This window comes from Polyangium spumosum (assembly GCF_009649845.1).
In the GTDB taxonomy this organism is placed as follows: domain Bacteria; phylum Myxococcota_A; class Polyangia; order Polyangiales; family Polyangiaceae; genus Polyangium; species Polyangium spumosum.
Genome location: NZ_WJIE01000003.1, coordinates 118,640 through 132,517, shown reverse-complemented (window position 1 = coordinate 132,517; position 13,878 = coordinate 118,640). Strand labels below are relative to the sequence as shown.

The 13,878-nt window shown below is 69.5% G+C and carries 8 protein-coding genes; 5 read left to right on the top strand and 3 right to left on the bottom strand.

Going from position 1 to position 13,878, the window contains the following annotated elements:
* Positions 1 to 18: 18 nt before the first annotated feature.
* On the bottom strand, positions 19 to 2,088 hold the full coding sequence (locus GF068_RS10595) for a S53 family peptidase (protein ID WP_153819259.1): 2,070 nt from the start codon (positions 2,086 to 2,088) through the stop codon (positions 19 to 21).
* Positions 2,089 to 2,577: 489 nt separating this feature from the next.
* On the opposite strand from GF068_RS10595, the gene GF068_RS10590 reads away from it, so the two are divergent.
* Positions 2,578 to 5,007, top strand: coding sequence for a hypothetical protein (locus tag GF068_RS10590; RefSeq protein WP_153819258.1), 2,430 nt, complete (start codon positions 2,578 to 2,580; stop codon positions 5,005 to 5,007).
* Positions 5,008 to 5,099: 92 nt separating this feature from the next.
* A complete protein-coding gene (locus GF068_RS10585; RefSeq protein ID WP_153819257.1) occupies positions 5,100 to 6,050 on the top strand; it encodes a formylglycine-generating enzyme family protein in 951 nt (316 codons plus the stop codon).
* Here GF068_RS10585 and GF068_RS10580 read toward each other — a convergent pair whose 3' ends face one another.
* A complete protein-coding gene (locus tag GF068_RS10580; protein ID WP_153819256.1) occupies positions 6,051 to 6,770 on the bottom strand; it encodes a PspA/IM30 family protein in 720 nt (239 codons plus the stop codon).
* Between the two features lie 62 nt (positions 6,771 to 6,832).
* Entirely contained in the window at positions 6,833 to 9,592 is a 2,760-nt protein-coding gene (gene ppdK, locus GF068_RS10575; RefSeq protein WP_153819255.1) for a pyruvate, phosphate dikinase, read from the bottom strand.
* Between the two features lie 336 nt (positions 9,593 to 9,928).
* Between ppdK and GF068_RS10570 the strand changes: the two genes are divergently transcribed.
* From GF068_RS10570 to GF068_RS10560, 3 genes are all read left to right on the top strand, one after another.
* Positions 9,929 to 10,069 (top strand): hypothetical protein, encoded by a 141-nt coding sequence (locus GF068_RS10570; RefSeq protein WP_153819254.1) that lies wholly within the window; start codon positions 9,929 to 9,931, stop codon positions 10,067 to 10,069.
* A 325-nt stretch (positions 10,070 to 10,394) separates the two neighbouring features.
* Positions 10,395 to 12,317 carry a TolB-like translocation protein gene (locus GF068_RS10565; protein ID WP_170319414.1) on the top strand — a complete coding sequence of 641 codons (1,923 nt, stop codon included), beginning with the start codon at positions 10,395 to 10,397 and terminating at the stop codon, positions 12,315 to 12,317.
* Between the two features lie 14 nt (positions 12,318 to 12,331).
* Positions 12,332 to 13,825, top strand: a complete 1,494-nt coding sequence (locus GF068_RS10560; protein ID WP_153819252.1) for a hypothetical protein — start codon at positions 12,332 to 12,334, stop codon at positions 13,823 to 13,825.
* Positions 13,826 to 13,878 lie beyond the last annotated feature (53 nt).

Here is a 13,878-nt window from a genome sequence, read left to right as displayed (position 1 = left end):
TCAACGCGTGTTCCTCGATCAGGGGAAGGTGAGCGCGAGCCCCATCGCGTTGGGCGCCCCCCATCCCGTCGGATAATCCCAGCCGGCCTTGGCGGGTTTGGTCGCAGGGCCGCTCGACGTGATGTCCTTGAACGTCGCCTTCACTGCGTCGTTCGTGTAGAGGATCGAGTTGATCCAGCCGAGGTTCGGCAGGTTGTTCGCCGCGCGGTAGCTGTTCACCGACGCGAGGAGCCCCGCGAAGACCGGCGACGAGAACGACGTGCCGCCGTAGCGCTGCCACGTCGAGCCCGGTCCGTTCGGGTTGATGTAGTAGATCCAGAACGGCGACGACGGCGAGGCGTTGAGGCCGACGTCGCTCGTCGCGCGTCGCCCCTCGATCTCCACGTTCGTCACGAACGGCATCTGCCAATCGGGCTTCAGGAAGGTGAGCGAGTCGCCGCAGCCCGACGCGGGCCACGCGGTCTCGCCCGTGACGGTCGTGCCGCTCGAGTTCCACAGGAGGCGCGTGCCGCCGACGGCCGTCACCCACGGGCTCACCGAGGGTGTGTCCTGTCCGGCCGAGTCGCCCGACGCCGCCATCACGGTGATGCCGAGCGCCGCCGCTTGCAGGGCCGAGTCGTTGTACTGGATGCGCACCGGCGCGGGCTCGGAGTCCTCGCGATGCGCGAACGAGTCCGTGATCACCGAGACCTCGCCGCGGCCGATCGCCTCGTTGAACGTGTAGACCATCGACGTGTTGCGCGAGTCGGGCCCCGAGTACACGTGCAGCTCCGCCATGGGCGCCATCGCGCCCGACCACTGCGTGTCGAGCGTCGTCTCCACGTACCGCGTGCCGAGCGGCTCCATCGTCGTGATGACGGTGGGATCGTCGCGGATGATCCCGAACGACTGCCAGAACGTCTGCAGATCCTTGAACCGGAACGTCGCGCCCACGGTGACGCCGAGCTTCACGCCCTGGCCGCGGTAGCCCATCGCGTGGAGCTGATCGATCGCGTACGCCTTGGCGATCTTCGCGGGCGTCGAGTCGTACTGGGACACGTTCTGCGGGGCCTGCACGACGATGCCGCCGCTCTCGGGCGTGAGCGGGCCCTTCGGCGCCGGCAGATCGCAGGTGATCACGCCGCCGATCCGCTGCGCCACCCAGAGCGGCACCTTCAGCGGCTCGAGCGTGCCGTACACGTCGATGAGCGGGCCACCCGGCTGCGGGTTCTCGCGCTCGAAGACGTGCAGCGTCGTCTGGAACGTCTCGTTGAACTGCGCGACGGTCCCCTTGAACTGGAGCAACATCCGGTTCGCCGCGACGTACGGCACCTGGAAGCCCTCCGACTCGAGCCAGAGCTTCACCAGGTGCGGATCGGCCTCCGGCGGCGCGTGCGCGGTCATCCACTGATCGACCGACATGTAGCTCCGGAACATCGGATGGCCCGGGTCGTACATGTTGCGGACGATCTCCTCGAGGATGATCTTGTCCCGCATCGGGAAGGCGATCAGCGAGCGGAACTCCGCGGCCGGATCTGCGGCGCCCATGTCGTAGTAGACGCCCGGCAGCGGGTTCGGGATGCCGTCGATGCTCGTCACGGGTTCGAGCTCGGCGTCCGTGAAATCCGGCAGCGCGTCGGGCAGCTCGCCCGCGTCCGGCTCACCACCACCCGCGCCGCTCGACGAGCTGCTGGACGAACTCGACGAGCTGCTGGACGAGCTCGACGAGCTGCTGCTGGACGAGCTCGACGAGCTGCTGCTCGACGCGGCCATGCCGCCCATGCCGCCCATGCCGCCCGCGCCCGCCTGACCGCCTTCGCCACCCGCGCCGCCGACGCCGCCTGCGCCGCCCTTGCCGCCGATGCCGCCACTGCCGGCCTCTCCGCCTTGGCCCCCGCTCCCTCCTTCCCCGCCGACGCCGCCTGCGCCGCCGATGCCGCCGACGCCGCCTGCGCCGCCTTGTGCGGGGCCTGCGCCGGTGCCGCCGGTGGGGAGTGTCTCCCCGCCGTCTCCGCTGCAGCTAGCTGCGGCGAAGGCCGTGCCGTTCACGAGGGCGAGCAGTGTGATCACCCTCGCCGTGGTGGAGGAAGGGAATCGCAAGGAGAGCATGGTGGGCGATGCTCCCTCCATGCGGGGAAAAAATCCACCGATTCCGGGTGATGCGCAGCACGCGTCCGGGGCAGAATCGTGCTGAAATGTCCGGAAAGAAAGCAGTATTTGGACGGGCCCGAGAAATGGGATCCTGGGCACGGGCCCTGGTAGCATCGAGAACCGGCCCATGGATCCGCCCACGCCGCTGGGACTTTGAGGTATAACGGCCAGGCTGCGTGAGGACTGCAAACATCTACGGTGAGGACCGGAGACCGCTGCGATCCAGACCCGTAGGGGCACCACGGGAGCAAACCGGTCGATATTCCAGGATCGAGAAAGTGCAACGATCGACGTTCCCACAGCGAGACGGGTGAGCTCTACCGGGCATCGGTCCGGTGGCAGGAAAATTGCCGCTCACGCTGAACCCGTACCCCCTCGATGCGAAGTTTCGCCCGACGCCTTCTCGAGACACGCAAGATCCCGAAGCCGTTTCGCGCCCCGCGGCCGATGGCGTTCGAGAAGGATCGCTCACGCCTTTCGAGCCGCGCTCGCCTCGAAGCCACGGCCATCCTCGTCGCGGGTATCACGGCTGCGATCGCGCCGCTCGGCGCGGCCGACGACGAGGCGCGTGAGCTCACCCTGCGCGCGATCGCGGGCCAGAGCCCCTCGTCGCACGTGCTCGTCGTCCACACCTCGCCCGAGGTGCTCGCCGAACGCGACTGCATCGGCACGCTGGAGGAGCTCGTCGTGATTGGACACGCGCGTGGCGTGCTCATGGTGCCGCCGCTCGACGCGTTCTGCGTGAACCGCAGCAAGCCGGACACGGAGCGGGCCGCGTCGCTCCAGGTGCTGCCACCCGGCATCGTGCGGCGAGGCTCGCGGGGCGCGGCGATCGGCTTCGCGGCGTCGCCCGCGGATCGTCCGGCGCTCGCCGCGCTCGGGATCAAGGAGGCGCCGTGGATCGTGCCCGCGCCGGCCGAGAGCGTGCCGAAGGTCGCGCTCGCCGACATCGCTGGGGGGCGGACGCCGCACTCCGTCGCGGCCGGGCGCGTGGTGATCGCCGCGCTCGACTCGCCGTTCGAGCCCCGCGCGAGCGCGCAGGGCGCGGCTGCGACGTCCATGGGCACCCACGTCGCCTCTGCGCTCGGCGGTCTGCTCGACGGCGGCGCGCGGCGCGAGGCTCCGCGCTGGATCAGCGCGCTCGTCGCGGCGCTCTCGGTCGTGCTCCTCGCGTTCGCCCGGAGGGTCGCGTCGATCAAGGCCGCGCTCGTCACGCTCGGCGTGTGCGTGACCGCGACGATCCTCGGGCAAGCGATCCTCGCCGCGTCGACGACGCGTGGCCTCTTGCCTTCGGCGAGCCTCGTCGCGGGTATGCTCGCGGGCGCGATCGTGGCGCTCTCGCTCGACCTCTCGGGCTGGCGGCGCGCGGTCACCCGCACCTCGGATCTGCTCGGCCGCGACGGCGTCTTCCGGCGCGTGCAGACCGAGCCTGACGCGGCCTTCTGGCCGCGCCTCGGCCGGCTCGCGGGCAAGCTCTTCCCGGCTGACTTCGTGCTCGTCGCGGAGCTGCCTCCGGCCGAGTGGCACCTCAAGTTCTGGGACGACGGCGACATCGGCGAGCACCTCATCGCCGAGCGTCGCCGCGACGTGCGCCGCAGGCCGTACATCAACGACAGCGGCGTCGCGGCCCCGCACGTGGTCACGGACTACCTGAAGAACCCCGGCGAGCCCACGCTCGTCGTGCCGCTCATCGCGCTCGGCGAGACCGAGGGTTACGTGTTCTTCTGCGGCGCGAAGGCCGAGGCTGCGTTCACCAAGTCGCCCGAGCGGCTCGAGCGCCTCGCGCGCGAGCTCGCGCTCATCGCGCGGCGGCGCAGGCTCGGCAACCTGGGCGAGGGCGAGCCCATCTCCGGCGCGCGCCTTCTCGACGCGCCCTTGCCTCCGTCCGAGCGCCTCGTGCACCGCGCCGACGTCGCGGCGAAGGAGATCGCCACGTTCAGCGAGGTGCTGCGCAGCTCCCCCGTCGGCCTCTTTTATGCGGACGCGCTCGGCGACGTGCGGCTCACGAGCCGCGAGCTTGGTCGATGGCTCGGCGCGCGTGGTGTCTCCGTCCCGCCCGAGTCGGCCGACGGCGCGCTCCCGCCGGGCTCGATCCACCTGAGCCAGATCCTCGTCGCGCTCACGGGCTGCACGGCGGAGGAGGCCTCGACGAGCCTGGCCGAGGTGCTGCAGAGCGAAGCGGGCCTCACGGGCCGCAGCCAGCCGGGCACCTCGCCGACGTTTGTCTTGACGGTACGAGCGCTCCGGCAGAAGGCGGACGGCTTCTCCTCGATCGTCGGGTACGTCGCGTCGGTCGTCGAGCAGCCCGAGGACAAACCCACGAACGTCCGCGCGCTCGCCACGGCGCCGACGCATGATCCGCTGAGCGCGTTCCCGCTCTCCGAGGTGATCGCGCAGGCGGTCGCGGGCACGGCGCGGACGACGGGGCGGCAGGTGAAGATCGAGCCGATGCGGGGCATGGGCCACGTGATCGGGCATCGGTCTGCGCTGGAGAAGGCGCTCGAGGCGTTCATGGTCGAGGCGGCGGGCCAGTCGCCTTCGGCGCAGCCGCCGGTGATCTCGGTGCGGGAGACGAGCACGGCGGTCGAGCTCTCGATCCTCGACTGGAGCCTCGGTTTTGGTTTGCCCGAGTCGGCGCTGCAGCGTGTGCTCATCGCGCCCGGCGCGGCGCCGCCGGGGCTCGAGGTCCTGGGGCGGCTGATCATGGCGATCGAGGACAGCCACGGCGCCGTGCAAATTCGCAGTGAGGATGGATGGGGCCTCACGCTGGTGGTGAGCTTGCTCCGCGCCAAACCTCGGGTGAAGGTGGCGATGGGCGAGGGGAGCGCGAGCGCGGTGGACAACGTCGTGGCGCTCGGGCGCAACACGGCGAAGTAGGTGTCGGCGTGGCGTGACGGACGGCGCGTGCGTCCGTCCCTCCATCGCTCCCCCGTTGCGGTTCGCGGGCGACGTGTGTCATCGTCGACGCCATGCGCGTCGCCGTTTGCTTGATGCTCGTGGCTTGTCCGCTCGTGATCGCGGCCGGGTGTTTTGGCGAGGGTGGGGTCGATGCTCCGCCGCCGTCGGCTGGGTCGGGCAGCTCGAGCTCGGCGGGCGGCGCGGGTGGCAGCGGTGGAATGGGCGTGGGGGGAATGGGCGGCGCGGGCGGCGTGGGTGGAGCGAGCTCGTCGAGCTCCTCGTCGGGCTCGGGCGGACAAGGCGGCGCGGGTGGTGGAGCCTCCGTCGTCGCGTGCCCCGGGAAGCCAGGTATGGTGCAGGTGCAGGCTCCGGCCGGTGGCAACTTCTATTGCATCGACAGCACCGAGGTCACGAGCGCGGCGTACGTCTCCTGGGCGGAGACGATGCCGATGCTCACCCAGCCTCCGCAATGCGAGTGGAACACGTCCCTCCTCCCGCAAACCGTCCCGCCGAAGAGCAACCTGCCCATGGCGAACGTCGACTGGTGCGACGCCTACGCGTACTGTGCGGCGCACGAGAAGCGGCTCTGCGGCCGTATCGACGGCGGGCCTTTGCCATTCTCCGAGAGCGCGGCCGATGAAGCGCTGAGCCAATGGCACAACGTATGTACCGCCGGGGGCACGAGGACCTACCCTTACGGTGACACGTACGATCCGGTCGCTTGCAACGGGCAGGACAAGGACGCCGCCGACGACAAGCCCCTCGCGGTCGGCGTCACCACGTGTGAAGGTGGCTTCCTCGGGATCTTCGACCTGAGCGGGAACGTCTGGGAGTGGGAAGACTCCTGCGACGAGGCCGAGGACGCCGGTACACCCGCGGAGCACAACTGTCGGCGCCGCGGAGGTGGCTATTCCAGCAAGCAAGTCGACATGGATTGCTCCACGGCGAGCACGATCGCGCGCGCATCGGCCAACTCGCAGACCGGCTTCCGCTGCTGCGCCGACCCGTCGGCGATGCCCTGATCAGCCGATCCGGATCTTCTTCTTCAGCGCGGCGAGCTCGTCGTCGATCTCCGGGTTCGACGGCTTCCCGTCCTTCGAGATCGTCCCGCCGCCTTCGAGCTGCGCGAACTTCGACTCGAGCTCCATGTCGCTCATCCCGCCCGAGCGCAGCGCGTCGTCGAGCTCGCGCGCGGCGGCCACCTCGGCGACCTTGCCTTCGATCTTGTCCTCCATGCGCCGGAACTCCGCGAACGCGCCGCCCGTCCCACGTCCGCCGAGACCCTCGGCGCCGCCGCCGGCCTTCGCCTGCTGGAGCTGCGTCGCGATCGTCCCTTTGCGCGCCTCGAGCTCCTGCTGCTTCTGCTCCATGCGCTCGAGCTCTTTTTTCATGTTCAGCGCGGCCGCGCGTTGCTCGGCGCGCAGGGCTTCGGCGCGGTCGCGCTCGGCGATGATGCGCTTCTTCTGCACGAGCGCCTCGCGCGCGAGCGACTCGTCGCCGGCCTTCAGGGCGAGCTCGGCGCGGCGCTCCCACTTCTGCGTCTCGGCGTCGATCTCGTCGACCTTCTTGCGCAGCACCTTCTCGGCCGCCACCGCCTCGACCAGCTCCTTACGCGCCGCGCGGATCTGCTCCTTCATCTCCTCGATGATCAGATCGACCGACTTTTTCGGGTCTTCTGCCTTGTCGAGGAGCGCGTTGACGTTGCTCGAGATGACCTTGCCCATCCGGTCGAAGATGCCCATGCGGAGAAGGTGCACCGGCAGGCGGCGGCTGTAAAGCCGGAGGGTGGGGGGAGGCGGGGGGATCAGGCCGTCGTCTGCAACGTCGTCGCCGCGCCCTCGGCCAGCGCCGCTTGCGCCGCCGCGAGCCGCGCGATCGGCACCCGCAGCGGCGAGCACGACACGTAGTCGAGCTTCACCCGCTCGAAGAACCGGATCGACGCCGGATCACCGCCGTGCTCGCCGCACACGCCGAGCTCCAGGTTCGGCCGCGTCTTCCGGCCGCGCTCGCACGCGATCGCCACGAGCTCGCCCACGCCCTCCGTGTCGAGGCTCTGGAACGGATCCTTCGGCAGGATCCCCGCCTCCACGTACGCCCCGAGGAACTTCCCCGCGTCGTCGCGCGAGATCCCCATCGTCGTCTGCGTCAGATCGTTCGTCCCGAAGCTCATGAACTCCGCCTCCTCGGCGAGCTCCGAGGCGCGCAGCGCCGCGCGGGGCAGCTCGATCATCGTGCCGAACAGGTACGCCACCGACCGGCCCTTCTCGGCGAACACCTCGCTCGCCACCCGCACGATCGTCGCCTTCGCCAGCGCGAGCTCCTTCCGCGTCATCGCCAGCGGGATCATGATCTCGAGCTTCGGCGCCTCGCCCTTCTCGGCCACCTCGCACGCCGCCTCGAAGATCGCGCGCGCTTGCATCTCGTTGATCTCCGGGAACGTCACCCCGAGCCGACAGCCGCGGTGGCCGAGCATCGGGTTCAGCTCGTGCAGCTCCTCCACCTTGCGCACGAGCTCCGCCGGCCGGACCTTCATCACCTGCGCCAGCTCCTCGATCTGCTTGCGCTCCTGCGGCAGGAACTCGTGCAGCGGCGGATCGAGCAGCCGGATCGTCACGGGCAGCCCGGACATCTCCTGGAAGATCGCGACGAAGTCCTCGCGCTGGTAGGGCAAGAGCTTCGCGAGCGCCGCTTTACGCGCCTCCACGTCGCGGGCGAGGATCATCTCGCGCACCGCCGCGATCCGTTTGTCGTCGAAGAACATGTGCTCCGTGCGGCAGAGCCCGATCCCTTCGGCCCCGTACGATCGCGCCGTCTTCGCGTCTGCGCCCGTGTCCGCGTTCGCCAGCACCTTCAGGCGCCGCGACGTGTCCGCCCAGCGCATGAGCTCCTCGTACTCCGCCGACAGCGACGCCGGCGCCGTCGGGATCGCGCCGAGGTAGACCGAACCCGTCGCGCCATCGAGCGTGATCACGTCGCCCGCCTTCACGCTTACCGTGTCCGTGGGCCGACCGAGCTCGTCGTAGATCGTCACGGTCATCGTCGCCGTCTCGTAACTCACGGCGACCGCCGAGCAGCCTGCGACGCAGCACTTGCCCATGCCACGCGCCACCACCGCCGCGTGGCTCGTCATGCCGCCGCGCGCCGTCAGGATCCCGTTCGCCGCCTTCATCCCGTGGATGTCCTCGGGCGACGTCTCCGCGCGCACCAGGATCACCGGCAGCCCTTGCGCGGCCTTCCGCTCCGCCTCGTCCGCGTGGAACACCACCTGCCCGCTCGCCGCGCCCGGGCTCGCAGGGAGCCCCCGCGCGAGCAGCTTCTTCGGCGCCTTCGGATCGATCGTCGGGTGCAGGAGCTGCTCGATCGACGCCGGGTCGACGCGCATCACCGCCTCGCGTTGATCGATGAGCCCCTCCTTCGCCATCTCCACCGCGATCCGCACGCCCGCGCGCCCCGTGCGTTTCCCGTTGCGCGTCTGGAGCAGGTACAGCTTGCCCGACTGCACCGTGAACTCGAGGTCCTGCATGTCGCGGAAGTGCTTCTCCAGCCGCTCCTGCGTGCGCATGAGCTCCGCGTACGCCTCCGGCATGCGCACCTCGAGCGAGCCCTCGTCGTTGCCTTGACCCTTCGCGACGGGGTTCGGCGTGCGTACGCCGGCCACCACGTCCTCGCCTTGCGCGTTCGCCAGCCACTCGCCGAAGAAGCGCTTCTCGCCCGTCGACGGGTCCCGCGTGAACGCCACGCCCGTGCCCGAGTCTTCACCGAGGTTGCCGAACACCATCGCTTGCACGTTGCACGCGGTGCCCCACGCCTCGGGGATGTCGTGCATCTTGCGGTAGGTCTTCGCGCGGTTGTTGTTCCAGCTCCGGAACACCGCCACGACCGCGCCCTCGAGCTGCGCCCACGGATCGTCCGGGAACGGCGCGCCCGTCTCCTCCTGCACGATGCGGCGTTGCTCCTTCACGAGCGAACGAAGTGTCTCCTCGTCGAACATCGAGTCGGGCAGCTTGCGCTGCAGCTCCGCCACCGTGAGCCTCTGCGCCTCCACCATCCCGCGCGCCGCGGCGGCCTTGCGCCGGGCGATCTCCAGCGCGTCGTCGAAGCGCTTCCGGTGCAGCCCGAGCACCACGTCCGCGTACGTCACGATGAACCTGCGGTAGGCGTCGAGCGCGAAGCGCGCGTTTTTCGTGCGCTCGCCGAGGCCGGCCACGATCGCCTCGTTCAGGCCGAGGTTCAGGATCGTGTCCATCATCCCGGGCATCGACGCGCGCGCGCCCGAGCGCACGCTCACGAGCAGCGGGTTCGAGGGGTCGCCGAAGCGGCTGCCCACGATCTCCTCGACCCGCCGGATGGCGTCGCGCGCCTCGTCGATCACGCCGTCAGGCATCTTCCCGCCCGAGGCGAAGAAGGCCGTGCAGACCTCCGTCGTGATCGTGAAGCCGGGCGGCACGGGGATGCCGAGCCGGGTCATCTCGTGGAGCCCCGCGCCCTTGCCGCCGAGCAGTGCCTTCTGCGTCCCGTCGCCGTCGGCCTGCCCGCCCCCGAAGAAGTAGATGCGCTTCGCCATGGCGCTTCCTTCCATGGTTGACGTGCAGGGCGCAAGAGGAACCGTTTTGGACCCGGCCTTCGGTGAGCGAGGCCCAGGTGGAAAAGTTTTCCAGAAAGGGGACTCTCAGGAGACCAAGATCTGGAAAATTTTTCCACTTCGCCCTCGCTACGTGAGGGCACCACGCAAACTTTTCACAAATTTGGACTCCCCCTCGAGGGTCGCGAGTAAAAGTTTTCCACTTCGCCCTCTCTCCCCTGTGGCAAGTGCGTAAAACGATTCCCAGTTGGAGACTTGTGAGTGAGCCCCGGGCCGTTCGGGACAGGGGAGGCGGGGCGCGGTAGAGTCGGCCCGCCGATGTTTCGCGGCTCTTCCTTCTTCGCACTCGCCCTCGGGTTATTCGTTTCTCTCGGCAACCAGCCCGCTGCGTTCGCCCAGAAGCCCGGCGCCGCGCCTCCCGCCCCCGCGCCGCCGCCCGCGCCCGTCCTCCCGGACTAAGTGGACAGGAGAAACGCACAACTTGGGCAAGCTTGCGCGTCGAGCGCAAAATTGCGCAAGGGGTCGCGGGTGGAACGGTCATTTTCACCGGGAAAGGCGCGCCGGAGATTCGGCACCGGGTATGCATCGATGATATGGATCCCATTGGTGTCTCGATGTCACCCGCGTGCATCGAGGTGCACCCTTGGCCCCTCCCTCCATGATGTCGAAGCTCATTGCCCCGTGCGCCAGGCACGGTCGTCTCTCCAGGCGCGTCTCGCGCATGGCTCTCGCCGGGTGGCTCGCGCTCACCTCGTGCGCCAATCCGCTCGGGGGTACGACGAGCATGGCTGGATCCGAGGGCGGGGGCGGCGATTCGTTCGACGCAGGGGTCTCCGATCGCCTCCGGCTCGACCCGGAGAGCCCCGTCCTCTCGCTGGCCTTGCCGCTCGCGGGGCAGACCGTGGCTTTCAAGTGTATCGACAACCTCACCGGCGCGGCCCTCCCCGACGTCACGTTTTCCCTGGGGCACGGCGACCTCGGCGTCCTCTCGTCGGCGGGCGTGTTCACCCCGAACGGCCAGCGCGCCGGACAGGTTCAGGTGCGCTGCGCTCACGGCGCATACGCGACCGCGACCACGCTCCGTGTGCGGATCCGCGCCGTCGATACCGATCCTGGCCTCGTCCCTGCGCAGATCGACGCGCTCCGGGGCCCTCCGGGGCTCGTGGATCCTGATTTTCGGTTCCTTTATCCTTATGATGATACGGTCTTTCCTCGCGGCATACCCGCGCCGGAGATCCATCTGAGCGAAGGAAGCGCGCCCGGCGAGGTGTTTTCGGTCCGAATCGTGGCCAGCGACTTCGAGTACGAAGGGTTCTTCAACCAGGGCTCGAAGGGCACACGTCTCGTGATGTCACAGCCCGCCTGGGACGCGCTCGGCGCCTCGGCGGGCGGCGCGCAGGTCGAGGTCCGCGTCGAGAAGCTCTCCGGGGGCAAGAAATACGGACCGATCTCACGGACGTGGCGGCTCGCGCCCGGCGCCCTCCACGGTTCCATTTATTACAACACGTACGACTCTTTGCTCGCCCAGAAGACGGGCGCGGTCATGCGAATCAAGGCCGGGGCCAAGAGCCCGGAGGTGCTGATCGGCGGCTGCACCGTGTGTCACGGCGTCTCCGCCGACGGGTCCACCCTCGCGGCCGCGAACCATGACGGGCCCGGCGGCACCTTCGATCTCTCTGCGGCGAGCATCGATCCCCCGCTCCTCTGGAAGGAGCCGGAGCGAGCCGCGTTCGCCGCGCTTTATCCGAAAGGCGGCGACGTCCTGGTCACGAGCGCCCTGCCTGGTGGGTACTGGCCTCCCAACACGGCCGGCTCCTCGGCGGGGCCCTTCGCGAGCGAATTGCGGACGCGCGCGGGCGTCGTGATCCCGTCGAGCGGGATCGAATCATATCATGCGCAGACGCCTGCCTTCTCGCACGACGGCGCCTGGCTCGCGTTCACGGATCGCGACCCCGTCTTCCCTTACCCGAGCGTCCTCGCCATCCTCCGGTACGACGCGGCGAGCCGGACGTTCAGCGATTACGATGTCCTCGCCGCACCCAAGGTCGGACACCACCTCTCGTGGCCCTCGTTCACGCCCGACGGCCGTTATGTCGTGTATCAGGACGGCCAGAGCGGCGATCTCGCGACCTGGAAAGAGACGACCCCCGTCAACGAGGGGCGGCTGCTCGCCGTCGACCGGGTGACCAAGCTGCCGGTCTATCTCCAGCGATTGAATGGCGACGGCGCCATGCCCGCGGGCGACCGCGACGAACGGAAGAACTACATCCCGTCCGTCGCTCCTTTCGCCTCCGGAGGTTATTTCTGGGTCATGTTCACCTCGCGCCGCACCTATGGGAACAAGCTGACGGGGCCGGAGACGGATACCAAGCGGCTCTGGATCGCCGCCATCGACATCGACGCGCCGCCCGGCGTCGATCCCTCGCACCCCGCGTTTTACCTCGCGGGGCAGGAGCTCGAGTCGGGCAACACGCGCGGCTTCTGGGTCCTCGAGCCGTGCCGGAAGGACGGCGAGGCCTGCGAGAGCGGCGTGCAATGCTGCGGCGGGCGATGTGATCCCAAGGGAAATCCCCCGGCTTTGCGATGTGGTCCGCCGGACGGCACGTGCTCGGACGAGCTCGAGGTCTGCGTGACGAGCGCGGATTGCTGCGAGGATCGCGATCTCGTTTGCATCAACGAGCGTTGCACCCTCGTGCCGCCAAAATGAGCGAGAGGAGAGGCATGCCGTACACGAGAGCGAGAGCGGCAGGGTTCGTTCTGCTCGGGCTGACGCTCGGGGCGGGCTGCGCGGCGGGCGGCGGCGGCGACGCGCGAGGCGCGGGGGGAGGCATCGCCGGGGGATGTACACGCGCCTCGGATTGCGAGGTGCTCGCAGGGCCGTGCCGGGCGGCGGCCTGTATCAACGGCTCATGCGAAGCCGTGCCGGCGAGCGAGCTTGGCGCCTGCGACGACGGCCTGTTTTGCACGATCGACGATAGCTGTCGCGGCGGCGTTTGCGTCGGAGGCGCCTCGCGGGGGTGCGCGTCGCCGGACGACTGTCACATCGGGGTCTGCGACGAGGCCGCGGGGGCCTGCACGAGCATGGTCGGCAACGAAGGCGCGACCTGCGACACTGGCGATCTCTGCGCCGCGGGGGGCGCGTGCAGCAATGGCGCTTGCGTAGGCGCGGTCGCGGTGGATTGCACGGCGCTCGATGGTCCATGCACGAAGGGGATCTGCGACCCTGCGAAAGGGTGCGTGGCCATCCCGGCGAACGACGGCGGAGCGTGCGGGGAGGCGAAGGCCGAGGACTGCAAGGCCGGTCGGTGCGCGGGCGGGCAGTGCGAGGTCGTCGCCGCAAACGAGGGAAAACCCTGTGATGACGGCTCGTTCTGCACCCTGGGCGAGTTCTGCCAGGCCGGCGTCTGCGGGGCAGGGGGCCCGAGGCCGTGCGCCGCGCCCTCGGCGTGCTGGACGGCGACGTGCGACGAGGCGGCGGATATCTGCGTGGCGTCGCCAGGCAACGAAGGCGCGGCGTGCGACGACGGGGACCCCTGCAGGGCCGAGACGAAATGCGCGAATGGCGCGTGCATCGGCGGCGTCGCTGCGAACGAGGGGGCGGCGTGCGACGACGGGCTCGCGTGCACGACGGGCGAGGTCTGCGCGGCCGGCGTGTGCGTGACGGCGACCGGGCCGCGGGTCTATTTCCGCGAGGATTTTTCGAGCAACGAGCGAGGGTGGCTCCTCGGCCCCGAGTGGGCGATCGGGCCGGCGAAGGAATCGAGCGGTGACGCATTCGGCGCGGACCCAGGCCTCGATCACACGTCGACAGCCGACAACGGGGTGGCCGGGGTGGTGATCGGCGGCGCGGCGTCGACGGTCGCGCATCCCTTCCATTGGCTGGAGAGCCCCGCGTTCGACACGTCGGGCGCCGAGGGGACGGTGGTGTTCGGCTTCCATCGGTGGCTGAACAGCGATTTCGCGCCGCACATGGACAACGCGATCGAGGTATGGGATGGGGCCGCGTGGGTGCGGTTATGGTCGAGCGGCCCGCCCCCGCGGGTCCAGGATTCGCCGGTCGTCGGGAAGGGGTGGACGTACTTGCAGCACGACGTGACGGCGTACAAGAATGCCGCGATGCGGGTGCGGTTCGGCGTCAGCGTGGGGGGCATGTCGCTGAAGGTGGGGTCGTGGAACGTCGATGACGTGGTGGTGGCGGATCAGGCGTGCCCGTGAATGGATGGGCCTGCGGTCGAGCGGCGTGAGGGCGTCGTGTTGGAGGGTACCTT